The 24322-nt window shown below is 53.8% G+C and carries 15 protein-coding genes; 7 read left to right on the top strand and 8 right to left on the bottom strand.

What is annotated here, in order from left to right; all coding sequences use genetic code 11:
• The first annotated feature begins 113 nt into the window (after positions 1 to 113).
• A complete protein-coding gene (locus tag ACOQPC_RS10105; RefSeq protein ID WP_420605608.1) occupies positions 114 to 1295 on the top strand; it encodes a dipeptidase in 1182 nt (393 codons plus the stop codon).
• Positions 1296 to 1420: 125 nt separating this feature from the next.
• Here the strand turns inward: ACOQPC_RS10105 and ACOQPC_RS10100 are convergent, their stop codons facing one another.
• A complete protein-coding gene (locus tag ACOQPC_RS10100; RefSeq protein ID WP_420605607.1) occupies positions 1421 to 3427 on the bottom strand; it encodes a serine hydrolase in 2007 nt (668 codons plus the stop codon).
• A gap of 236 nt (positions 3428 to 3663) precedes the next feature.
• On the opposite strand from ACOQPC_RS10100, the gene ACOQPC_RS10095 reads away from it, so the two are divergent.
• From ACOQPC_RS10095 to ACOQPC_RS10085, 3 genes are read left to right on the top strand one after another with little or no spacing between them, the layout of a single operon-like run.
• Positions 3664 to 5586, top strand: a complete 1923-nt coding sequence (locus ACOQPC_RS10095) for a CocE/NonD family hydrolase (protein ID WP_420605606.1) — start codon at positions 3664 to 3666, stop codon at positions 5584 to 5586.
• Positions 5587 to 5624: 38 nt separating this feature from the next.
• Positions 5625 to 7523 carry a CocE/NonD family hydrolase gene (locus tag ACOQPC_RS10090; protein WP_420605605.1) on the top strand — a complete coding sequence of 633 codons (1899 nt, stop codon included), beginning with the start codon at positions 5625 to 5627 and terminating at the stop codon, positions 7521 to 7523.
• A 30-nt stretch (positions 7524 to 7553) separates the two neighbouring features.
• Entirely contained in the window at positions 7554 to 8864 is a 1311-nt protein-coding gene (locus tag ACOQPC_RS10085) for a cysteine desulfurase-like protein (RefSeq protein WP_420605604.1), read from the top strand.
• A 102-nt stretch (positions 8865 to 8966) separates the two neighbouring features.
• Here the strand turns inward: ACOQPC_RS10085 and ACOQPC_RS10080 are convergent, their stop codons facing one another.
• The 5 genes from ACOQPC_RS10080 to ACOQPC_RS10060 form a co-directional block, all read right to left on the bottom strand.
• Positions 8967 to 11324, bottom strand: coding sequence for a TonB-dependent receptor (locus tag ACOQPC_RS10080; protein WP_420605603.1), 2358 nt, complete (start codon positions 11322 to 11324; stop codon positions 8967 to 8969).
• Between the two features lie 162 nt (positions 11325 to 11486).
• Positions 11487 to 13427, bottom strand: a complete 1941-nt coding sequence (locus ACOQPC_RS10075; RefSeq protein WP_420605602.1) for an N-acyl-D-amino-acid deacylase family protein — start codon at positions 13425 to 13427, stop codon at positions 11487 to 11489.
• Positions 13428 to 13451: 24 nt separating this feature from the next.
• Positions 13452 to 14528, bottom strand: a complete 1077-nt coding sequence (locus ACOQPC_RS10070; protein WP_420608118.1) for an NAD(P)/FAD-dependent oxidoreductase — start codon at positions 14526 to 14528, stop codon at positions 13452 to 13454.
• A 65-nt stretch (positions 14529 to 14593) separates the two neighbouring features.
• On the bottom strand, positions 14594 to 17548 hold the full coding sequence (locus ACOQPC_RS10065) for a M14 family zinc carboxypeptidase (RefSeq protein WP_420605601.1): 2955 nt from the start codon (positions 17546 to 17548) through the stop codon (positions 14594 to 14596).
• A complete protein-coding gene (locus ACOQPC_RS10060) occupies positions 17545 to 19095 on the bottom strand; it encodes a serine hydrolase (RefSeq protein ID WP_420605600.1) in 1551 nt (516 codons plus the stop codon). Before ACOQPC_RS10060 ends, ACOQPC_RS10065 begins: the two co-directional genes overlap by 4 nt.
• 331 nt (positions 19096 to 19426) lie before the next feature.
• Here ACOQPC_RS10060 and ACOQPC_RS10055 point away from each other — a divergent pair, with 331 nt between their 5' ends.
• On the top strand, positions 19427 to 20068 hold the full coding sequence (locus ACOQPC_RS10055; RefSeq protein ID WP_420605599.1) for a helix-turn-helix domain-containing protein: 642 nt from the start codon (positions 19427 to 19429) through the stop codon (positions 20066 to 20068).
• A gap of 28 nt (positions 20069 to 20096) precedes the next feature.
• On the opposite strand, the gene ACOQPC_RS10050 is transcribed toward ACOQPC_RS10055, so the two are convergent.
• Positions 20097 to 20510 (bottom strand): hypothetical protein, encoded by a 414-nt coding sequence (locus ACOQPC_RS10050; RefSeq protein WP_420605598.1) that lies wholly within the window; start codon positions 20508 to 20510, stop codon positions 20097 to 20099.
• 20 nt (positions 20511 to 20530) lie between these two features.
• A complete protein-coding gene (locus tag ACOQPC_RS10045) occupies positions 20531 to 20674 on the bottom strand; it encodes a hypothetical protein (protein WP_420605597.1) in 144 nt (47 codons plus the stop codon).
• A gap of 1183 nt (positions 20675 to 21857) precedes the next feature.
• On the opposite strand from ACOQPC_RS10045, the gene ACOQPC_RS10040 reads away from it, so the two are divergent.
• Together ACOQPC_RS10040 and ACOQPC_RS10035 are read left to right on the top strand one after the other, a co-directional pair.
• Complete coding sequence (locus tag ACOQPC_RS10040; RefSeq protein ID WP_420605596.1) at positions 21858 to 23060, top strand: serine hydrolase domain-containing protein; 1203 nt, start codon at positions 21858 to 21860, stop codon at positions 23058 to 23060.
• 21 nt (positions 23061 to 23081) lie between these two features.
• Complete coding sequence (locus ACOQPC_RS10035; RefSeq protein WP_420605595.1) at positions 23082 to 24311, top strand: thiamine pyrophosphate-dependent enzyme; 1230 nt, start codon at positions 23082 to 23084, stop codon at positions 24309 to 24311.
• The last annotated feature ends 11 nt before the right edge of the window (positions 24312 to 24322 follow it).

The following is a 24322-nucleotide window of genomic DNA, read 5'->3' as shown; positions in this document are numbered from 1 at the left end:
AGCTGTCCGGGTTGTCCAAGGATCAGGAATGATTGTTATCGCAAACGACAGGCACACGGATGTACGCAGGGTTGGTTTATCGGCATGAACGTAAAATTAGCGAGGGATTCAACATGAGAAAATCACTTCTGATCTGCCTTCTCCTTGCCGGTTGCAGCACCCCGCAGGCTCTGCCTTCTAAGCCCGGAAATTTGCATAGCAACTTTCTCGTGCTCGATACCCATCTTGACGTCCCGTTGCATTTCGGACGCGAGGGGTGGAGTTTTGGCGATGCCCATACGCTCGAAAATGACATTGTTCAGGTTGATATCCCGCGCATGGCTGCAGGCAACCTCGATGGCGGGTTCTTTGCTATCTATACGGCGCAGGGGCCATTGACCGAGCAGGGTTATGCCGACGCCCGCGATTTCGCGTTTGGCCGGTCGGACGAGATTGACGCGATGCTGGCGCAGAACGCAGACAGAATTCTGCCTGCCCGAACGGCCGCGGATGCACGTCGCATCAATGCGGCGGGCAAGCTGATTGCTTTCAAGAGCATGGAAAACAGCTATCCGCTGGGCAATGATCTGGGTCTTTTGCAGGAGTTCTATAAACGCGGCGTACGGATGGCGGGGCCAGTGCATTCATCCAATAACCAGTTTGCCGATTCCTCGGGCGATAGCCCGAATTGGAACGGCCTCAGCCCGCTCGGGCGCGAATGGGTAAAGGAGATAAACCGTCTGGGTATGGTCATAGATGGCAGTCATGCTTCTGACGCTGCGTTTGACCAGATGGTTGCGCTGTCAAAAACGCCGCTCATCCTTACGCACACGAGCCCCAAGGCGCTTTCCGATCTTCCACGCAATCTCGATGACGCGCGTATCCGCAAACTTGCGGCCTCGGGCGGCGCCATCTGTGTTTCGACAATTTATCTGTCGCCGATGAATCTACCGCCCGCAAAAGCCAAGCTGTTTGGTACACTGGAAGAGATAAATACGCTGTCACCTGCCGAGCAGGCGCAGTTCGTCAAGGATTGGAATGCGATGGAAAAAACCGAGCCGCTTTGGGCGGTGGACTTTGAAAAATATATGACGGCAGTACTTCACGTCATCAAAGTCGCGGGCGTCGATCATACGTGTTTTGGCGGAGACTGGGACGGAGGTGGCGGCTTCAAAGGATTTGCGGACATCACTGCACTGCCAAAGGTCACAGAGAGGCTCAAGAAGGCGGGGTATTCCAACATTGACATAGAGAAAATGTGGAGCGGCAATATTCTGAGGATACTCGAAGCTGCGAACGTCGCGCGGGAGAAATAGCCGGGCGCTGAACCGGGCAAAAGCAATCGCGTACAAGAACGGGCTCTCAACATGAGTTGAAAGCCCGTTCTTATTGAATTTGGCTGAGGCGGGAAGCCGTTCGGCCGCACCTCAACCTATATATGTCAATAATTGACGGTCATGGCGACAAGCCCAAATTTGAACGCGACATAGAGCACCATCAGCGTAGCAAGGAAGATGAGTGTGTTCCAAAGTTTCGCCGTCCAGCGTCTGCCGTCGCGCCAAGTCAGCCATGCATTCCAGCCGGCTACAATAGCTGCACCGATGAACGCGATGAGCCCTATGATCTGAAGCAACCAGAACCAGATATCAAAGGAGTCATTGGTATTATCTAGGTCACCTAACAGCACTGCGATTGCGATCACCCAGCCGATCAACACCGCTAAAACAAGACCAGCAAAAACGCGTGTTAAGCGATATGCAGTTCTGGTTTTGCCGGTGACAGCCATCGGGGCTGCATATTTTCGGCGAACGAGCGCCGCAACCGGCCACAATATGAATGTCAGGAAGAGTATGCCAAGGCTTATATATAGGATTGGCAAAAGCCAGCCGGAGGAAATGCCGATTGGAACACGGTCGAAGACCATGAATGGTGACATTTGATCCATGCTCCAGCGTACGACTTTGCCATCCTTGACCACGGCAGCAATCCGGTCTTCGCTATTTTGATCCCGCCAGACATAGGGCGCGATTTCGGTCCATTGCCGGGGTGCGCCGCCTTTGCCCAGCAGACTGGGAATCACCAATTTGCCTTTGGGGTCGACCGACACCGTTGCTTGACCCAACAGGCCGACGGCACGCATAAAGCTCGATTCTGTTCGGCGGCTGTTTTGCCAGAGACCGGCCATCATCTGGGCATGCTTTTTAGCGGTTTCAGCATCGACTTTGCCATCCTTGGGCGTGCCGGGAAAATAGCGGTCGGCAAAATCCTCGAAGACGGAGTTACGCAATGTGCCCACCGCGCCCAGCCTGCCGCCACCGTTGAAGGACACATAAAATCCCACGCCTTCCTTCATGAACAGATGAAGCGAGGTGTGAAACCCTTGCAAGTCACCCAGATGTCCAATCACCTGCCGTCCGTTGGTGTTCGTCTCGAAAAAGCCCAGCTCCATTCGGTTGAGGGGGGGGACTATTTCAAGCGGCGTATTGTGCATTAGTTCGGCCGTCTCAGCTGTCAGAATGCGGTTTCCGTCCAGCTCGCCGCCCTGGAGATGAGCCAGCATGAAGCGGGCCATATCGGTTCCAGTTGAGGACAGCGATCCGGCAGGGAAGGGGCCGACAATCTCGAATTCGATCGGTTTTTCAGAGGCACGGCTGTAACCGGTGGCCATCTGACTTTTCAAATTATCGGGCAGCGGCTGGCGAAACGTGGAGTGGTCCATACCTAGCGGCGTGAAGATATTTCGATCCACATAATCGGTGAACGGCGTGCCCGATGTACGTTGGACGATATAGCCAGCCAAGGTGGTTCCCCAGTTGGAATAGGCCGGAGTGGTGCCTGCTTTAAAAATCCGTTCTGGCACCCGCTTTTTCAGATAATCACCTAGCGGCTGCAGCTTTGTCGGATCAGTAGTAATGAGATATTTCGCGGTCTCTTCAAAACCGGCCGTGTGCGTCATCAACTCTCGCATTGTCACAGGCTCTCCACCACGCGGTGGGATCTTAAAATCAAGATAGGTGTTCACATCGGCATCAAGATCAATTTTACCTCGTTCGACTTGCTGCATCACGGCGGTCCAGGTCACGAGTTTGGAGACGGAACCCGGCCGGAAAAGAGTTTGATCGGGAATGACCGGCGTGCGCTTCTCGACATTGGCGTAGCCATAGCCGCGTGCCGTCAGGATTTTTCCATCCTTGACCACTGTTACAACGGCACCGGGAATATCGCCGCTACCCAAGGCATAAGGCATATAGCCGTCGAGCCACGCATCGAGATCGCTCTTGGTGAGGCTCGCACCCTCTCGATTTGAAGGCGTTGTCTGGCCCAGATCCCCAGTCGTCTCTGCTACTGTGGGTGTGAGCGGTGTCGGCGGAGCCATAACATCCTGCCCCAGCAGGATATTGCCAAACAGTGCAGCAAAACCCAAAATCACAGATTTGTACAAAACCATGTTGCCCTCCTTCAAACCAGCATCCGATGTTCAAACCACCGTGTATCAATTTTTGGATACTATCCTAATTAGAAAACCGGTCAAGTTTGCTAGTTTTCTCGTGTTAACGCTGCCAAAGGGGGAGAGAATCATAAAGGAGGCATCCAATATGAAAAACGATTGCCAATCAGGATGGTCAGTGGAATTATGCGTAAGATCGGACGGACGATAAAGTCTGCCGCTTGAGGAGAAGCAGGATGAGGTTTCAGGATTATCGTCTGCTGTGGCGTGGCCCCGGCAAGCTCTTCTCCCGTGCTGCATTGGGGCTTGCGTTACTCACTGGATCGCTTGCGCCGCAGTTGGCTGCAAAAACCCCTCCGCCTGCTACCGAGCAGGCCGATGCAGACGCGTATGTTAGCGAAGACGTCATGATTCAGATGCGGGACGGGGTGAAGCTCCACGCGCAAGTCTGGCGCCCTGCCGAACAAACGACGGATTTGCCGATCATCATGTCGCGCTCCCCTTACGGGTTCAGCAAGGAGGGTATTGCCGGCGCGCTCAAGAAGGACGGTTCTTACGGCCTGCTTGCAGCCGATAAATTTATTTTTGTTTTTCAGGATATTCGCGGGCGGTTCGGATCAGAGGGCGAGTATGTCACGCTGCGCCCCAAGAAAACGACGGTCGATGGGATCGACGAATCAACCGACACTTATGACACTATCGATTGGCTTATCGAAAACTTGCCCGGGAATAACGGCAAGGCAGGGGTGACAGGGGTATCCTATGGTGGCTGGACTGCAGCGATTGCCACCATTGACCCGCATCCAGCGCTGAAAGCTGTATCGACGCAGGCATCTCCCGAGGACATGTTTATCGGTGACGATTTTTCACATAATGGCGCGTTTCGGCTGGATTATGCCTGGTCATGGGTAACCGCACTCGAATCCGACGGCAAGACAATGCAACCGTTCGAATTCGGAACGCAGGATGCATATGATTGGTATCTGGCGCAGACTGATCTCGCCACACTGGATGAGCAGCATTTGGGGCGCAAAGTGCCTAGCTGGCAGAATTTCGTCGAGCATCCAGCCTATGACAAATATTGGAAACGCTCGCGGACATCACACATGATGATGCCAAAGGTTGCCGTGCCCAATCTGATCGTCGCGGGCTGGTATGATCAGGAAGATTTCTACGGCCCGCTGGAAATTTACAAAAATCAGGAAAGGGGCGACACATTGGGATTGAACTATCTGGTCGTTGGCCCGTGGAACCACGGTGGCTGGCGGCGAGAAGGATCAAATTACGGCCCTTTCGAGCTCGGCTCCGCAACCGGAGATTATTTCCGCGCACAGGTGGAATTGCCGTGGTTCCGCCATTGGCTCAAAGGCGAAGGAAATTTCGATCAGCCGGAAGCGCTCGTTTTCCAGACCGGCAGCAATGAGTGGCAAAGGCTTGCCTCATGGCCGGCCAAAATCACAGCAACAGGACAGCCCGCGACCCGTAATCTTTATTTGCGCGCGGGCGGCAAATTATCTTTTGAACCACCGCAGGCAGACGAGGCACCGTACGCGACGTTCGTTTCCGATCCAACCAATCCGGTGCCCTATCGGCAGCGCGCCGAGATGAAACCATTCATGACGGAGGGTTCAACGTGGTCAACGTGGTTGGCGGATGATCAGGCACCCTTTGCCAGCCGCAATGACGTGCTTTCCTGGGAGAGCGAGCCACTAACCGCTGATGTCACGATTTCCGGCAATGTCGCGGCAAAGCTATTTGCCAGTACGACCGGGAGCGATGCAGACTGGGTGGTGAAACTGCTGGATGTGTATCCCACCGATGAGCAAACGCCCGCAGAATTGCGCGGCCGACAAAGAATGATTGCCAATGACGTGTTTCGGGGGCGTTTTCGTCAGAGCTATGAAAATCCGGAGCCGTTGCAACCGGGCGCGGTGCTCGATTACGACATTGATCTTCATTACGCGTCTCACGTCTTCAAGAAGGGGCACAAGATCGCGGTGCAGGTGCAGAGTAGCTGGTTTCCGCTGATAAACCGAAATCCGCAAAGCTGGGTTGCCAATATATTCCACGCACGACCTGAGGATTACCGAGTGCAGACACATAGCATATATCACACACCGCAAAATGCTTCTGCAGTTACTGTCATGGTGGCAGAATAGGTAAATAGTATGCGCGGGAACAGGAGAAAAATCAGCTTATGAAAATCAGGACCATATTCGCGGTGGCGCTATGGACGGCTCCGATCATGGCTGCCTTTCCAACTGCAGCAGTGGCACAGGATTATTCGAAATATACCGACGAGGCGTTGAAGGCGGAGCTTGCAACCTATGCCGATGGGCAGCTTGCGGTGCTTGTACCGATGCGCGACGGAGTGGGTCTTTCAACCAATATCTACACACCGAAAAAAGGCAAAGGGCCGTTTCCGGTGATCTTGTGGAAGACGCCCTATAGCGAACACGATATCAAGGGTGGAACGTTGCGCTATGCTATAATGGCAGTAAAGCACGGCTATGTTTTCGTCGTCCAAAGCGAACGCGGTCGCTATTTTTCCGAAGGCGAATATGAGATTTTGGGGAAGCCGCAAAGTGATGGCTATGATACGCTGACGTGGCTCTCCGAGCAGCAATGGTCGACCGGCAGCGTCGGCACGCTTGGCTGCTCGTCGTCTGCGGAATGGCAGCTCGCGCTGGCGGGGATGGACCACCCAGCGCATAAGGCGATGGTGCCGATGGCGTCGGGCGCAGGCATTGGCAAAGTCGGCCGCTTTCAGGAGCAGGGGAATTGGTACACAGGCGGCGTGCCACGCAGCTTATTCACGCCTTGGCTTTATGGGGTCGATAACCCGCTGCGCGCTCAGCTACCGTCGGGACTCGACCAGAAAACCCGCGCGCGGATCGCCTCTTATAACGATCTGAACGCGTCCAAACCAAAAGTTGATTGGTCCAAGCAGATTGCGCATTTGCCGGTCGCCGACATTATGAAGGATCTTGGCGAACCCGAGGGCACTTTTGAGCAACTTATTTCACGTACACCAAATGATCCTGCTTGGCGTGATGGCGGACTTTACCATGAGGATATGGGTTGGGGCGTTCCGGCTTTGTGGTTCAATTCCTGGTATGATGTGTCAATTGGCCCCAATATGGAATTGTTCAATCATGCGCGTAAGGCGGGCAAAGACAAGGAAACACGAGATAATCAATATGCCGTAATTGCTCCGAGCGTGCATTGCGCTTATAACAAGCTCGGCCCAGACAGTGTGATCGGCAGCCGCGAGATGGGTGATACCAGCTTTGACATCGATGGTGCGATATTCGGCTGGTTCGACCGCTGGCTGAAAGGCGACAAACAGGCATTTTCTGCTGAAACCCCTCATGTGCGATATTTCAACATGGGCGAGAATGCGTGGAAGTCGGCAGAGCAATGGCCGCCCGCAAACGCCACTAATATACGCTTTTATCTCAGCAGTGAAGGCAACGCCAACAGCCTCTACGGCGATGGCAAACTGAGCATGGCTATGCCCGGTACAGATGAGCAGGCGGACAAATATCGCTACGATCCGCTTAACCCTGTTCAGACCATTGGCGGAGGTGACTGCTGTAATGGAGGAATAGTTATTCCAGGACCGGCTGATCAGCGTACCATAGAGGCCCGCAACGATGTGCTTGTTTACACCAGCGATCCTTTGGAAATGCCGCTGGACGTTGCCGGTTTTGTCGATGCGGTGCTGAATGTGTCGTCTAGCGCCAAGGATACCGATTTCGCGGTGAAACTGGTCGATGTTGCTCCCGATGGGACGGCGTGGATTATCGGCGATACCATACAGCGCGCGCGATATCGTGAGGGTTTTGACAAGCAGGTGATGATGGAGCCCGGCACGGTTTATACGATCCACCCGACGCCGATGACCACCAGCATCCGATTCGGAAAAGGCCACCGCATCCGCATCGAAATCACCTCGTCCAATTTCCCGAAATTTATGCGTAACCTCAACAGCGGCGGCGCTAATGAAAATGAAAGCGTCGCGCTTGTTGCCGACAACAGCATTCACCACGATACCGCAAATCTGTCCTATATCGACTTGCCTGTGGTCGAATAGGTAATCGAAGCGAGGCTGGCGCTAGCTGCGTTGACCATTTTCGAAGGGAAACTACGTTCCGTGTCAGGTGCCCAAGAACCCGTTGCTCAAGCGTCCAGAGGTTTTCCGATAGTACGGGTACGCGAGAACTTTCCGGCGCTTGCTACGCGCGACGATGGACAAACGCGCGTCTATTTCGACGCGCCCGGCGGAACGCAAATCTGCCGACAGTCTATTGCGCGAATGATAGAGCATTTGGAGACCGGTACGGCCAATTCGGGCGGTGTTTTTCAGACCTCGCGTGATACCGATGCGCTGAGTGTCGCCGCGCATCAAGCAATGGCTGACCTTCTGAATGCCGAAGCCGGAGAAATTGCTTTCGGGCCGAATATGACCTCACTCACACTGGCATTGTCGCGCGCAATTGCGCGAGCATGGCAGCCCGGGGATGAGATCATCTTGTCGCGGCTGGACCATGACGCGAACGTGACGCCGTGGAAGCTGGCTGCGCGGGATCGCAGAATTACAGTCCAATGGCTGGATTTTGATCCGCAAGACGGCCAACTGTGCCTCGACATGCTGCCAAGCCTTTTGTCCAGGCGCACACGCCTAGTCGCGGTCGCCTGCGCGAGCAATGTATTGGGAACGCTCAGTAACGTGGAGCAAATCGCGAAGATTGTCCGTGCGCAGTCTGATGCGCTGATATTTGTCGATGCCGTGCAGTCAGTGCCGCATATTGTCACAGATGTGGAGGCGCTGGGTGCTGACTTTTTGGCCTGCTCGCCGTATAAGTCTTTTGGCCCACATCAGGGTGTGCTGTGGGGCCGCCGCGAATTGTTGGAAAACTTGGCCGTCTATAAACTGCGTCCCTCGCCCGATGAACCGGCCGCGGCGAAATTGGAAACTGGTACCCCATCGTTCGAAGCACAGGCCGGTGTGCTGGGCATGATCGAATATCTCGAATGGGTCGGCGGCGAAGTATCGGATGCCAAACCTGCAGACCGGCGAACCGCCCTGAAATACGCAATGAACGCGTGCCTCGCCTATGAACATGCGCTGGGCGAAAGGCTGCTCGACGGTTTGCGGAAGCAAAATAAGGTCCGGCTCTATGGCCCTCCTTCCATGCAAGATCGTGTGCCAACTTTCGCTTTCACGATCGAGGGATATGAACCAAAAGCTGTCGCGCAATTTCTCGCTAAGCAGGGCGTCCACGCTTGGGCGGGCCATTTTTACGGGGTCGAGCCAGTCTCACGCCTCCGACTGATGGAACGGGGCGGTCTCGTTCGGGTGGGCTTGTGTCACTATAATACGGCTGACGAGGTGGATCGGTTTATCGAGTTGATGGCGGGCTTGTCCGGTTGATTGAGCGGCAAAGCATCGCCCCCCATTTTCTTGAAATCCGGGTGCCTGGATTGGTAGCGGTTCGAAAACAGACCCCCGATCAAGTCAGAGGCCTGTTTCCAATCAGAACGAGAAACCGACAGTCGCACCGAATGTCCGCGGACGGATACTGGATGCAGTTGCCAATGGTATGCCTTGGCCACCGATCGCAACTGGAACAGAGAAGGGCGTCGTTCCGTAAGTAGCGGTTGTTAATCCATATTGATCGGTCAGATTTTTCACAAACGCGCTAATTAAGATCCTGTCAAAGTTTATCCCGGCTCGAAGATCCACAACCGGATACCCATCTAGCTCGAGACGGCGACCAAAAGCTGCGCGATATCCAGGAGAGAAGCCAGCAAACTGATCGCTTACGAGACGAACATTGCCGCCGACAAATGCGTCCACCGATCCGGATAACGCCCATTCATAATCTGCCGACACATTCGCGCTCCATTCAGGCGCATAAGGTAAGCGGTCGCCTGCAAGCCCACCGGTAAGATTTGTTCCGCCCGCTACGGGTGTCGTGTCTTCCAAAAGTTTTGCTATATTATAAGCCACATTGGCAATAAAGCTTAAGCCCGCCACCGGCTGAATTGTAGCAGTAATTTCCGCACCATAACTCTCTGCTTTTCTGCCGTTACTATTAACACCGACTGGCCCCGCATCGGTATCGACAGTCGTGAGAATCTGTATGTCTTTCCAGTCGAGATAATAGATCGATGCGTCGATGCCAAACGTCCGGTCATTCGTTTCCCCGCGAAAACCGGCTTCATAACTGATGAGGGTATCGGCGTCGAACTCGCTAGGAAAACCTGGAGGAGGGTTGACAGGAATAAAGTTAGGTCCGCCGGGACGATACCCTTTCGCAACCCGAGCATAAATCGATGCTCGATCATTAAGTTCGAAACGAGGTGACACCGACCAAGTAAATACGTTTTCGGAAGAATTTCCAGATACTGGGGAGCCGGTGCCAAATTGAATGACAGATTGAACCGAGTCCTGCTTGTTGTGACTATAACGTCCGCCTGCAGTGATATCGAACCGCTCTCCCAAATGAACTGTCCCGCTAACAAAGCCGGCTATTTCTTCGTAATTCGCGTCGATCATGGCCGTCACAAACTTGTCGAATGTAAAAGGGCCAAAGGTTGCAGGCGTAGGAATAAACTGTTGCGTAGCTAAACTAAAAGGCAAAAACTCTTGATCAAGTAACGTGCTCTCGTCAGTATAATAACCCCCAATTTGCCATTCAAAAATATCTGAATCGGGAGAAGCCAATCGCAACTCTTGCGTAAACTTTTTAACGCTTATGTTATTTTTGTAACCTAGACCGACGGTCCCAGGGGCAGTCGGCGCGTATATTGCATTCGTAAGATCTCGCGCCGCATTCGTGCTGGCATCACTCAAATCTATACGATCCTGTGTTGAGTAACTAGTGACCGAGATAGCTTCGGCAAATCCAAAATTATAACTGATCGTGCCGCTATAGAGCCTGTATTTAAGATCATTTGTCTCGGCAATGCGGCTGTAGCTTGTCCGGTCTTGTCGAATACCAGTTATAGGATTTACGGGTTTGAGTGACACCGGGTCGACATTGAAGCTAGATGACGACCCTGTGCTCAAATTTTGCAATATTCCGAGTAACCGGATCGAAAAGTCGTCACTGGGCTCGAAAAGCACAGACGCACGTCCGCCGTAGCTTTCGGAGTCATCTACATTGTTAGCATTACGGCCGATAGTGTTCACATGGCCCGCATTTTTTCGATAGAAGCCACTAGCTCTAAAAGCCAACATGTCGGAAATCGGAATATTGACAACCGCATTGCCAGAATAACCCGTTCCGCCGCCTTTAGTATCTTCGATACCAGTTTGTCCGCGGAGCTCGAAATCTCTGGTTGAGGGCTTTACCGTAACAAACTTAAGAACACCTCCCAGTGAATTCGATCCATATAATGTGCCCTGTGGGCCACGCAGTACTTCGACACGCGCTACATCAAATGTATCAAAATCGCCTGCAAGAGTACCAGCGTTTGACAGACTGCCGCTTGCTCCAAACGGTATATCATCAACATAGACAGACACGGTAGAACCAGGCGAACCCGTATTGATCCCACGCAGGATGAGCCGGGTTTCGCCGGGAGTATCTTGCGTTATATTTAAACCCGGAACGAGCTGCGCATAATCCTGAAAACTCGTCGCCTGCTGACGCTCAAGCGTTTCACCTCCGACAACCGAAATCGATTGCGGAATTTCCAATAAAGTCTGTTCGCGACGCTGGGCGGTAACGACGATAGTGTTATTGTCCTCGCGTTCGATCACATCTTCGTCTGAACCTGCCGCTTGCGCAAACGCAGCGGACACGGGCATCAAAGTCACCGTAAGTGCGGCGATGCTCGCGCCTGATGTGAGTGTTGCGAACTCTTTCAAAAACCTGCAGCTCATTTCCAACTCCCCAGTTGATATCCGATTATCTCTTTTTCGGCGATCTAATGTCATCGTCGTGGATGCGCATTCAGGATTTGCCGCCAATTCTCATAATAGGACACTTTTCTCATATTGTCATTCTTTGCATAGCATCAGGCAAGGTGCAACATTAAAATGAACTCAATCCGCCGTGCCGTTTGTTTCGTTCGATATCGCGACCGCCCCGCGCTTCATCGTTCCTTGCGCGATTGGTTTTCCGTCCGACAATATCGTTAAGCTGGCCGCCCCGTTCGCAAACGGATCGACCTGTTCAGCGATGATGGTTATCGCGCTTATTGTCCCGCCATCAATAGCTGCGACTCCTGTGATACTCGCCCATTTGTCAGTGATCTGCAGAATGCTCGGGACGATGGTGAGAGCCCCGTGAGGCAAGCCGCCGATATGTATCGAGCCATCGGGGCGATTTGATCCAGCGTCTTGTCGCAGTTGGATGTCCGCAGTGACCCCCGCTGTGCCAATCTGACCGTTGACCGTAATGCTGCGATCCACGCCAACATTCATCGATCGCGCTGGTTCATGGGGCGAACGAAACAGGGATTTTCCTGGTGTTTCTATACTGAGCATACCGCCATTTAGGGCTACTCTGCCGTTGACGATAACGGACATGATGCCGGTTGAAGGCAGAAATGGCTCGGCCATGGTAGCGCGGTCAATTACTGTGCCGGGATCAAAAACGGTCACATCGGCGATCATCCCGGGCAAAAGATATCCTCGCTCGGTCAGGCCAACCATCGCCGCAGGCAATGCCGTCATCTTACGCACCGCCTCGCCCCAGTTGACCAGTCTTTTCTCCCGCACATAGCTGCCGAGAAATTTGGGGTAGGAACCCCAGTTGCGCGGATGGCCGGTAAATGACGTCGTTGCACCGCAGTCGCAGGAGATTGCGGTTAGCGGATGGCTGACAAGCGCCTCCTGATCCTGTTCAGTTCCAAACCGAAGCAGCACCCTGCGTTCACCCTGTTCGAGCAAACGCATGATAGCCTCACCGGGCGACACGCCGCCCATTTCCTTGATAACATCGCTCAGTTCGCGGCGCATTTCCGAAAGATAAACACCGCCTGCGCCGCCCCAGCGTTTTTCAAGCTGGTCGTTTGTTTCGGCATCGATACGTTCTCGCGCGGCGGGGTCTTTGAAACGTGCGAGCATGGCATCTTCACCGCCCTCCTGCGCCCATGCGGGAATGGTCAGCTGCTCCAGACTCGTTGAACCGAAAGTGTAAGGATAGGCATCCATGCCAACGTCTAGTCCGCGCTTCGCTCCATCCGTTGCAAGCGCAAGAGCCGCATTCGCTTTGCCTTGATCCCTGCCTTGCAATTTCATATGAGTTATGATGGGCATCAGCCCAGACTTCTCGCCAATTTCTATTGTTTCGCGCATTCCAGCCATCGAGCTGTAGCCATTGCCGGGATAGACTCGCTCATGATTGGTAAAGCCTGTGCGCCACAGGGCACCCGCTTTGGCTACGGCGATTACTTCATCGGTATCGGCCCAGAAACCGGGTTTATAGTCGAGACCTGCCGATAATCCGAAAGCGCCTTTTGCCATGGCTTCCGTTACCAGCCCCTGCATACGCTCGATTTCAGCAGGAGAGGCACGGCGGTCGTTGGAGCCGACTACTTCGTCCCAGATCGAGTTGAAGCCAATATAGGCACCGTAGTTGAGACCCAGGGGGACGCTGATTTGCTCCACAAAATCGAGCGGGCCTCCGCCATCGGGGTTGGTGATTGCAGTGGTGATGCCTTGCGTGAGCAAGTTAACGGGAAAGCGATATGCCTCTGGTGCACTATGATCGTGGATGCTGATGAAGCCCGGCGTCACATAAAGTCCGTCAGCACTAATTTCCGTGGCGGCAATTTGTTGGGAAAGGTCGCCCACAGCCATAACGCGGTCCCCAATAATTCCAACATCGGCAATGCTCCCCTCACTGCCCGTTCCGTCAATCACAGTGCCTCCGCGAATGATTAGGTCATAGTCAGGAGATGAAACTTGTGCATGAGCAACAGCGGGCGAAATTAGCCCAAGCAGCAAAAAGGCGATCAACTTGAAGAAACTACTATTCATTGTACTTTCCGATCCAGGCACATTTTAGAGACTACAGCATGACAGCCCTGGCCGTTTCGGCGACATGACTTCGGCTGTGATGCCCCATTCTATTAGCAATTTTGGCAAAGCTGCGCGGGTAATCAGGGCTTCAGTTACAACACTCATCGCGGGGGCTGTTTGCAATCCGCAACCACCCTGACCGGTTAGCCAGAAAAACCCTTCCACATCAGGCGCAAACCCGGCAACCGGTACGCGGTCGCGCGTGAAAGTGCGCAGGCCCGACCAGCTATGGCGAATTCGCCCGATCTTGATCGAGGTATAGAGTTCGACTTTGGCGGCGGCGAGGGCAGTGTCATAATCTTCGGGCCGGACGTCTGCGGGTTCGCTGGGCACTTCATCGACTGGCGACGCCAACAATAGTCCGCCTTGCGGTAGCATGTAAAAGTCATCGACGGCGGTCTTTGTAAACGGCCATTCGCGGTAATTGCTGTCACGAGGAGCTTCGAAGGCGATTATCGTACGTCTAAACGACCTGTGGTTCAGGGGTGTAACGCCCGCCATCCTGGCTATCTCATCACACCAGGCACCTGCGGCATTTATCAATATGGGTGCAGCGAATTGGCCACCGGTTGCGGTCGCAACGAGCCAGCGACCCGCTTGACGCGATATGGTCGTAACCCTTGCATCGGTGATCGACTGGCCCCCATGCTTCTTGATTTGCGCCCGATAATTCTGCTGCAACGCTTCGCTGTCGAGCTGCCTTGCGCTTCGATCGATCAGGCCAGCGATGATAGCCTTGTCGCCGCACTTTAGTACAGGCACCAACTTGCTGGTTGCATCCGCATCGAGAAATTCTAGCCGGTCGCTATAAGGTCCCATCTCTTCCCCGAGCGAAGTTAGCCTCTTTATCATTTCGGAAGTGGCGACGAATAAAGTCGCCGACGGAACCGAGAGGCCCACGCCGTGATGATCGCCATGTTCGAAGTGAGGTCGGCTAAATGCGGTCAGACCGCGGACAACGTGATCGCCGATACCAAAATGATAGTAGGTCGCACTGCGTCCGCTCGAATGATAACCGAATGCGCTTTCGGCTTCGAGCAAAGTTGTCCGCCCGTGCAGCGCGAGCCGCGCTGCCGACGAAACGCCGGCAATACCGCCACCTATGATCAGGAAATCCGAACTTATCAGGGCTTAGGCCTCGCCTCCTCTGATTTTCTCTCATCCGTCTTTCCGGCATCGAGATGGTTCCAATGCAGGATGGCGTTGAAACCAAGGAAATAGCTGCCTTGGGTTTGAGCGCGCCAGAACGGTTTTAACGCATAGAGAACCATGTGACCGTCGCCTGCTGCTACGTCGACAACCAGCGCCTTACCGTCAAGCGCCTCGCCGCCGCTTAGCAGGCCACTTAACAGAATGTTGTCGGCTTTTGCCGGAAATTCCATCACGACGCGCGGACGCGGGACGGTTGTGGCCGTTGGCGGGGCATCGGGTTGTTTTGTGCCTTCCGTTTGCAGTGGAAGCGCAGTCTCTGCCTCAGTCAACGATTCCGTGCTTGAGTCTTCAAACGGAAGAATAGTGGCGGGGGCAATATTTGGCGTGACATTCTGGCTTACGCCTGCGCCCGGGCCGTTCGGGTCGAAATAGCTGTTCCCGCCCGCGCGAGTATTGTCACTCACAACGAGTAGCGGAGTCGCCGAAAAGTAGATCGGTATCTCTTTTCTGTCATATCCATAAGCGAGCGGGCTACTTTGGTCGGCAAACTCGCCGCGCAAGATTGCACCTTGCGTATAGAGTGTGGATGGAGGGTCAGATACCGTCACGCCCGGCGCGCTGCCGAAGCTGGCAAGAAGTTCCACCGTCGAACCGTCGCCGATCAGCGTTCCGCCATCGCGAACAAACTGTTCGAGTGCGGCGAGACCATCAGCCCCCAATCCGCCTCGAATGTCGTCGGCGGAATCGAGCACGCCCAGATTGGGTGTCAGTTCCGATTTCCGGTAGGGGATAGGTTCCCCGCTAGTTATAGGAACACCAATGATCTGGTCGCGCGCGGTACCGCCTACATTCGGGTAGACTATTACATCATATTTTTCGCGCAAATTGCCCTGCCGCGCCACAGTATCGGCGAAATAGGTGTAAGGTACATCGAACTGGTCAAAGCCGATCCGCCACCATCCTTCGTCCTGAGTATAGAGCCACGAATGCATGTAGCCGATCCTCGGCGCGATCAGCTCATGCATTGCTACCTTTGGCACTGACCTTGTTGCTTCGCCAACCAGACCCAGTTCAGTGAGCAGGCTTTTCACCTCCGCGCGGTCAGCAGACGGCAGGATAAAGGTGCCGGCTTCATAGTGCTTCCCGTTCACGTCAAACGCGGCCTCGGCCGCTAGCATCTGCACGCCCTCAAGCCGAAAGCGCAGCGAAATAAGAGCATTGTCACCGCTGTGATTGATCAGGATCACCGACCCCTCACCCGTAATACCCGATGGCGGAGCAACGTCTGCTGCCAGCAAGGTCATGCGCTCATCCAGAACTGCCGGATCCTTAACCGGCAGCAGGCGCACGCCGCGCATATATTGCATAGTCCAGCCCGTGTCGTCGTAAGGGCGCGGGTTGGTGGGAAGATAAGTTTGTACAGCGAAATACATATTGGCTAACGTGCGGTATGGCTGATCCGCACGAATAACATAGTCGCCCTCGGCAACCGCGATTCCTCCAGCGGTAAAGGCGGCGTCAGCGCGGCTGACTTCAATGCCCTGTTTGCGCAAATCGTTGAGCATCGTTGCAACATTTCCCGGCGCGCGCTGCTGTGCAGGGATGACCCAAGCGTTAGTCTCTCCGGTGCGTCCTACGTCGATAGACTGACGATTTTTAACCCAGTAATTTTCCAGATATAACTGCCTGTCGGTGGCGACCCGATGAAGCGCAAAGAGCAGGCCTGATTGAGATATGTTGACGCTGTTGCGCGGGCTCCAGTTTATTTCGGGAAGCGGTGGGTTGGGCCGAAACCACTCGCGGCTTGTCTGGGACGCATCGACTTTGTGAGCCGGACGCAGATCCGGGCCATAGGCTTCGACTTCATAGAAACGTCCCAGTGAGTTGTGTGTGTTGGCAATCCAGAAGAGATAATTGGGAACCCATCCGTCGTAAAAACCATAAGTCCAAACCCCCGGTACTTTGCGCTTTGCCATCTCGGTAAGTTCGACCTGAGCGATCTGCCACCATTCCTGGGTCTGCAGCGGGCTAAGTGACGGGTTATACGGTCCGGTACCGGTCGAAACATAGAGGTAAGACCGCGCTTCATGAAGATCATGGAAAACGGTCGGATGCCAATCAAGCACGCCGCGCGTAATATGTTGTGTCAGCTTAAGTGCCTGGCCCATTCCGTCGCGGTTATTGTCATGCGCGACATATTGACCCCAATACATATTTGGCGGGCGGACTTTGCCAGTCTTCTTGCCGTAGTAATAATTATCGACGATCTTCTCGCGCCCATCAACCTCAACCACCGGCGTGATAAATGTGATGACGTTTTTACGGATCGTATCGATGAACGGCGTGTCCTCGATCGCCAGCCGATAGGCGAGTTCAATCAGCATTTCCGGGCCGCCGGTTTCAGATGAGTGGATGCCGCTTGTGATCCAGTAGATTGGCTTGCCGTCCTGAATAATCGCGCGCGCTTGCTCCTCAGTAGTCCGGCGCGGATCTCCAAGCGCAGCAAGATCGGCTTTCCGGGCATCCAGGTTCGCCATTACCGTCTCGTCGGCAACGGCAAGGACAATTAGGTTTCTTCCCTCCTCGCTGATCCCAAGGTTTATCAGCTTAACGCGCGGAGAGGTGCGCGCCAGTTCGGCGTAATAGCGCTCGATGTCCGACGCGTATGTTAGCTCGCCGGGCGTGCCGGGGATTCGCCCGAAAAATTCGAGCGGGGAGGGAACCGTGTCGGACCTAGGCATATGATCGACCAACTCGGTTGAAATTCGCTCGTCCGCCAGATATTCAGCGATCAGCTTCGTATAATCTGCATCCTGTAGTTGCTCATCAGCCCCCTCCTGCGCGATAACATTGTCTTGCGCTGCGGCAGGAACAAAACTTGCCGACGCGTAAATAATTGCCAATACGGCCGGAAGCGCTCTCGTCATTTTTTTTCCTCTACCTCGCGATCAAAGCGATCCGGGCCTAGGTCGAGCGAGACGACATCGCCTGCGGGGCCGATTGTGAAACCGATCGGCGTTTCGCCAAAAACACTCAGGATGCTCTTGCTTGTCCAGCGTGCCTTGAAAAGATTGGCGCTGTCCGGTGTCAGCGTCGCTTCGGCAGTGGGGCGTTTGAGGTACAGCGCGCCGTTTTTCATCGCCACATCTACATTGCCGTAGAGTTCGCTAGTGTAAGTGCCCGCATAGGCTGCAAGCGGCAAGGTTGGCGGTAATGGCGGCTTCGCCGAAGCAGCCGCGCGCTGGTCACTCTCCGCTTTTGCGGTATCGGCTTCTGCTTTCATCTTCGCGCTCCAATCGGTACTTTCACCGCCGAGGAACGTATCGTAAATTCGCAATTCTATGGCCGTAACCAACTCATGAGGCAGCATATTAGTGAGCACCACTATGCCCAATTTTTCTTCGGGCATCATGGCAACGCCGGCACGCATACCGTCAACGGCGCCGCCATGTTCAACCAGCTTTTTGCCGCGATAATCGTGGATCATCCAGCCTAAGCCATATTCGCTGAAGTCGCCTTCCATGGGTCTACCGGTCAGAATCGTCTGGCCCGAATGTGTTTCATCTATCGCTGCTTTGGAGATCAGCTCTTTGCCCTCATAGGTGCCGTCGTTCAGCTGCATGCGAACCCACTGCGCCATATCGCGCGCGGAGGCATTGATCGAACCTGCGCCGCCGACATTATCGACATTGCGGTAAGGGAAGGTGACCAATTTGTCATCGACCATGCCATGCGGACTGGCGACGTTCTGCATGCCCTTCAGCTTGGTGATGCTGGTGCTGGACCGCGTCATGTTGAGCGGGGTGAATAATCGCGTAGTGACAAAGTCGTCCCAGCTGGTGCCCGTCACCGCCGGAACAATTTCCCCTGCTACGGTGAACATCTCGTTGGCATACAGAAATCTGTCTCGGAAACCGGACAGGTTTTTCTGAAAACGCATATGGCTAATAATCTCGTCGCGATCAAAGCCTGATCCGGTCCAAAGCCAGCCATAACCACTTTTAAAACCGGTGCGGTGTGCCAATAAGTCTCGAACAGTCGCGTGATTTGTAACGTAAGGATCGCTCAATTCAAATGCGGGCATATAATCATGCACGACGCCGTCCCACGCGATCTTCTTCTCGTCGACCAGCATCGCCAGCGTCGCGCCGGTAAACGCCTTGGATGCAGAGCCGATTGCGAAGACGGTATCGGGGTCAATTTTGCCAGGCTTGCCGATTTCACGAACGCCGAAACCTTTGGCGTAAACAATCTTGTCATCTTTTACGATGACCACAGCGGCTCCAGGGACCTGCCATTCAGCGCGTGCCTTTTCGATATAGGCATCCAATTCGGCGAGCGACGGGCTCTGCGCGTCAGATGGTTGTGTCGTAGCTTCGTCGGTCGTTTGGCCAGCAGCCTGCGGTATTTGCAGAACCAGTGCCGCCGAAAACGCGCCCAATGAGAGAAGCCCCATCCGAAACTTTGAAGTCATAACGCCTTCTTCCTCATATTTTAGACCGATCTGTGCTGTGCAATGCACCTAATGTCCTAGTCGTGACATATTATCCTGATTGGAGCAATGTCAAACTCGCACTGGTAAAAGGCTGAGTGCGTTGTAGGTCGCACTTGATGTGCCAGTGCGAGATGCTACGCAGGCGGCTCGCCGCACTTCCTACTGGTCGCTTGGCAAATAGGTGATATACGCTGTCAACTACGTGCCAGAATTTTCAGCGATTTTTGCCTGCCGAGGCTTTAAGCCTTGCGTGGTTTGCTCAAAACTTTTTATCGCTGAATTAGAAACACATCGTCCTTGTAAGGTGCCCATGCCCATTTCCGATACCACTCTCGGTTCAATCCTACGAAATCTCCGTCACACCAATGACTGGACGCTCAAGCAGATGAGCGCCAAATGCGGTATACCGCTTTCGACCTTGTCCAAGGTCGAGCATGATCGCCTTACGTTGACCTATGATAAGCTGTTGCAGGTCAGTCAGCGGCTTGGCCTGCGAATGTCTGAACTTTTTGCCGAAGACCGCGAGACTGAACGGCCTTCCGTTATGGCGCGGCGCAGTGTCGGAGATATTGAACATTCGGTACGCGTGGAAACGCCTAATTATGACTATTATTACCTTTGCACGGAATTGCGTCAAAAACGAATGATCCCCGTCATCACGAAAATAAGAGCAAAAAGCGCACAGGAATTCGGGTCACTCGTTCAGCATGAGGGTGAAGAATATATTTATGTGCTCAAAGGGCAGGTAATCGTTCATACTGAATTTTATGATCCTGTGACATTGGAAGAAGGCCAGTCGATTTATATCGACGCCAAAATGGGCCACGCCTATCTTGCCGCCGATAGCTGTGAGGTGGCTGAAGTACTTGGCATAATGTCCAGCCCCGACGACGAGCTGATGAAGTCGCTACTTTCAATTCACGAAGAGCAGAAAAAGCTGCAAAAGAACTAGCCCGAGACAGGCAAGGTTTTACGGCCAGTTAAGGGCGGTTCTGTGCATATATATTCGTTTTGGGCATACGTATGGTTAGCGTGCGTGCTCCGCCTTTCTGCCCGATCAACGCCTCCAGACCGATAGCACCGGCTGCTGCCGAGACGATCGAAACACTCCCATCTTTATTGATTTCAGTGGCAATCGAGCCTTCGATAAAACCGGCCTTGATCCACTTCGTGCCATCGCGATCAGTTATGGCAATCGTGCCGATCCCGGGACTGTTATATCGGGCTGCCAGATTTGCGAGCACACTGGCATCGCCTGGAAGCGTCAGTTCCGAGCGTCGGTTTGCCGTTTGCGCGGAGATGCGTTGAGCAATCACGGCAATTTCATCCGCAGCTTCGAGTTTTCGGTCATACAGGATTTCCAGCAAGCGGCGGAAAAACGGATCGACCATCATCGCGCCGTTATCAACATTTGTCAAAATAACTGACCAACATTTGCATCGGGCAAAACAAAGAAATTGCTACGATAGCCAAGCAAAGTGCCGCCGTGGGTCACCACGGTAACGCCCGAAGAGATCTTTTCGAAGAGCCCCATGCCATACCAGCTATTCTCGCCCACCGGCACGCCGCGTTTGCGGCGTTCAAGCAGATTTTTCTCGCTGACAATTCGCTTACCGTTGGGGGCCAGGCCCTCCGACAGCTCAAGCTGGACCGTCGATAATTACCACCGTCCATGTCGCATCTTTTCTCAATGCCAGCGCGCTTATCGCCATCTTTTCCGTGGGCGATGTTTCGTAAATAACGTTGACGCGTTCGCCCCAGCCTCATCGGCAGGGCCGGGCGTAATCAACCGCATTTCGTGTTCGGGAGGGTCGGGTTGGTAGACGGACCATGTCTTCGCCGCGGCTGCCCTTGCGTCGGTCGCGACCCCGATGTCCACCACCGCTACGCTGAGATTTTTCCTCCGAGTCAAAAACCACCGCCGGCCCTTGCGCGCGCGCTGTCCATTCGTCGGGCTGGGAATACACCACGCCCGAAGAAGTTACTTATGCATAAACAGGAGCGTGCGTCACCAAGGCCGCGGCGGCGCCTAGCAGGCCAATTGCCAGTAAATTCAATCCGGACTTTTTTGCTGAAGTATTTCATCTGATCTCTCCTCCGTCATCGTGCTCCGCGATCACGAGCGCCATTTTTTACAACAGCTATGAACTGGCCATCAGGTGTCGATGTCCCAGGGAATCTAGCACAATTATCTATTCAGGACAGCCGGGCTGGCTTGGAGAACCGTATGCCGGTATAGATGAATCTTGTTGGCCAAACGGCGGCCATCCTGGCCGCGTGACCGACGTAGCGATGAGCAAAAGACCTCGCCGGAGTCACGGCCTCCCTTTCAAGGAGTAGGTGGCTTCAGGCGCCATGAAAGCGAGAAGGCGCTGGCGCATCTGCTAAAAACTTGCCCGAACCGGCTCGTGACTTGGGGCACGCAGCGTTTCTAAGCGGCTACCGGGGTATTTGGCAGCGAGACGAGTGCGGGAGTGAAGCCGACAACCGACCTGACGACCCTGCACGCCAGGGTTGGCGACCAGTCGCCGGTCACTGAACTTTTGCCAGGTGCGCTTCGCTAAGCGGGGCTGGTTTTCCAGCGCGCAAAACGATGATCGATCATCACTTTGCCAGTGTTCTACCGGGAAAAGAAACCGTCGATCAACTGGCGTTACGTCGTATTTGACAAGGCAGACCAACCATGCCAGTTCGCTAATTAGAGAAAATTCGCTATTCAGAGAATGAACGGGACATACGCAATGGCTTGGCAAACTTCTACCACAATGAAAATGGGAGTTTTTGTTGCTGTACTAATTTGCGCTCTTCCCTCCGCGGGAGCGGCGCAGATTCTCGCTCCGCAAGCCGAGCCCGGTAGTTCACAGACTGATACGAAAATAGAAACTGCCGTCGATGAAGTAGCTCAAAAAGCGCTTTTGGATAAAGAGGCCCCGGGGTTGGCAATCGCGGTATCTCGTAATGGAAGACTTCAATTCCTTCGTGCCTACGGTTCGGCCGATTTGGAAAATGACGTAGCTGTTACTCCAAACACCGTTTTCGAAATCGGATCGATCACTAAGGAATTCACGGCGACGGCAATCTTACTTCTCGCGGAGCGAGGAAAATTGGAGCTCGATGACTCGATCGAGGCCTATTTTCCAAAATTTCCGCGAAGCAACGAAGTCACGATTCGCCAGCTGTTAAATCATACCTCGGGTATTCGAAATTTTACAAATTCGCCGGGTTTTCTCGAAACGATTGCCGTCAAGGAAAACTCATCAGAAGAGATGCTCTCTTTTATTGTCGGCGACGGTGACGCCTTCGATTTCGATCCTGGCACTGCTTTTAGCTACAGTAATTCTGGCTATTACATGCTTGGTTTGATTGTAGAAGAAGTGTCAGGAAGTTCGTATGAAACATTTTTAGCGCAGAACATTCTGATCCCTCAAAATTTCGACGATCTAAAAGTCGAGGACCTTACCGAAATTCTACCTCATCGTTCGGAAGGTTATGATAAAGATGAAGCCAGCGTTTTCGGCTTCAAGAACGCAAATTACATTTCTATGAGCGCAGCCGGTGCCGCGGGGGCGATGCGTTCAACAGCTGGTGATTTAGCTCGATGGCATGACCTCTTGCTAGCCGGCAAGATACTTAATGCCAATTCGCTCAATCTCATGCTGACCCCTGGAAGACTCGCCGATGGAACATTGCCATCGAAACAGGACGGCGCTCCGGCTTCGCCTGGGGTGGGCTACGGGTTTGGAATCATCATGGGTGATTTTGGCGGACACCGGACGATCGGTCATGGGGGAGGAATTTTCGGCTTTAACGCAAACGTGACAAGCTTTCCTGATCAAAATGTTACCATCGTTTTGCTGACCAACAGCAGCACAGGGACTCTCAATATTAAAGCCCCTCTCTACGAAGCGATTTTAGCAAACATGTCGGCTCCGACAGAACGTTGAGTCGACGTGGATAAAAGGCAAATGAAGAACCGTAAGCCGTTGTCGCTGCATATTCCCATGCCGGAGAATCGGCCTGGGGACGAAGCGGACTTTTCCAGACTGGTGATACCCGCCGCTGGCGAAGTTGATCGACCTGAAACATCTGCGCATGAAAGCGATTTGCGCGAGTTTCCATATACTCTGATCAGGGTCCTCGACGAGACGCACCGGGCTGTTGGGCCTTGGGCTCCGCGCATCGATGCTGAGCAGATGCGCGAGGGACTGCGAGCGATGATGTTGTCGCGGTCGTTCGACGACCGTCTTTTCCGCGCTCATCGGCAAGGCAAAACAAGCTTTTATATGAAGTCGACAGGAGAAGAAGCGACCACTGCAGCGCCATCAATGGTGCTTGAACGTGACGACATGGCGTTCACCACCTATCGCGCTCTTCCATGGCTGATGGCGCGAAAATATCCGCTCATCGATCTGGTCAATCAGATATTTTCCAACGCCGAAGATCCTCTCAAGGGGCGGCAACTGCCCATTCTTTATTCCGCGAAGGAGTACGGGTTCTACTCACTGTCGGGCAATGTTGGCAGTCGCATTGGACATGCCGTCGGCTGGGCTATGGCATCGGCTTATACCGGTGATGACAAGATTGCGATCGGCTATGTCGGGGAGGGCACTACAGCAGAAGGTGATTTTCACGAAGCGCTGACGTTTGCCGCAGTTTATCACGCGCCGGTAATTTTGTGCGTCAACAACAACCAATGGGCCATCTCATCATTTTCCGGGATAGCCGGTGCTGACGAAACAACATTTGCTGCAAAGGCCTTGGCCTATGGGATTCCTGGATTACGGGTGGACGGCAATGACTTTCTCGCCGTTTGGGCGGTGACCGAATGGGCGGCCGAGCGTGCGCGCGCAAACCTGGGCGCGACGTTGATCGAGTTTTACACCTATCGCGCAGAAGGTCATTCGACGTCGGATGATCCGACTAAATATCGGCCTAGGGAAGAACCAACATTGTGGCCGTTAGGCGACCCCGTTGAACGTTTGCGTTCGCACTTAGTCGCAATGGGTGAGTGGGACGACCAACGAGACGAAGCATTGCGTTCAGAGCTTTCAGAACAGGTCAAAACGGCGGTCAAAAAAGCGGAGGCTATTGGCACATTGGGAAAATCCAAGCCTCCCTTGGCTGAAATGTTCGAAGGCGTATTTGCGGAACATGATTGGCGCATAGCTGAGCAACTCAAAGAACTGGAACTCTGAGTAATGACTCA

The sequence above is a fragment of the Novosphingopyxis sp. genome (assembly GCF_965218915.1).
GTDB lineage: Bacteria > Pseudomonadota > Alphaproteobacteria > Sphingomonadales > Sphingomonadaceae > Novosphingopyxis.
This window is presented reverse-complemented; position numbering and strand designations above follow the sequence as displayed.

Coding starts and splice junctions, on each gene's coding strand:
- ACOQPC_RS10105 (WP_420605608.1), top strand. CDS start 114: ATGAGAAAATCACTTCTGATCTGCCTTCTCCTTGCCGGTTGCAGCACC.
- ACOQPC_RS10100 (WP_420605607.1), bottom strand. CDS start 3,427: ATGGTTTTGTACAAATCTGTGATTTTGGGTTTTGCTGCACTGTTTGGC.
- ACOQPC_RS10095 (WP_420605606.1), top strand. CDS start 3,664: ATGAGGTTTCAGGATTATCGTCTGCTGTGGCGTGGCCCCGGCAAGCTC.
- ACOQPC_RS10090 (WP_420605605.1), top strand. CDS start 5,625: ATGAAAATCAGGACCATATTCGCGGTGGCGCTATGGACGGCTCCGATC.
- ACOQPC_RS10080 (WP_420605603.1), bottom strand. CDS start 11,324: ATGAGCTGCAGGTTTTTGAAAGAGTTCGCAACACTCACATCAGGCGCG.
- ACOQPC_RS10075 (WP_420605602.1), bottom strand. CDS start 13,427: ATGAATAGTAGTTTCTTCAAGTTGATCGCCTTTTTGCTGCTTGGGCTA.
- ACOQPC_RS10065 (WP_420605601.1), bottom strand. CDS start 17,548: ATGACGAGAGCGCTTCCGGCCGTATTGGCAATTATTTACGCGTCGGCA.
- ACOQPC_RS10060 (WP_420605600.1), bottom strand. CDS start 19,095: ATGACTTCAAAGTTTCGGATGGGGCTTCTCTCATTGGGCGCGTTTTCG.
- ACOQPC_RS10055 (WP_420605599.1), top strand. CDS start 19,427: ATGCCCATTTCCGATACCACTCTCGGTTCAATCCTACGAAATCTCCGT.
- ACOQPC_RS10050 (WP_420605598.1), bottom strand. CDS start 20,510: ATGATGGTCGATCCGTTTTTCCGCCGCTTGCTGGAAATCCTGTATGAC.
- ACOQPC_RS10040 (WP_420605596.1), top strand. CDS start 21,858: ATGGCTTGGCAAACTTCTACCACAATGAAAATGGGAGTTTTTGTTGCT.
- ACOQPC_RS10035 (WP_420605595.1), top strand. CDS start 23,082: ATGAAGAACCGTAAGCCGTTGTCGCTGCATATTCCCATGCCGGAGAAT.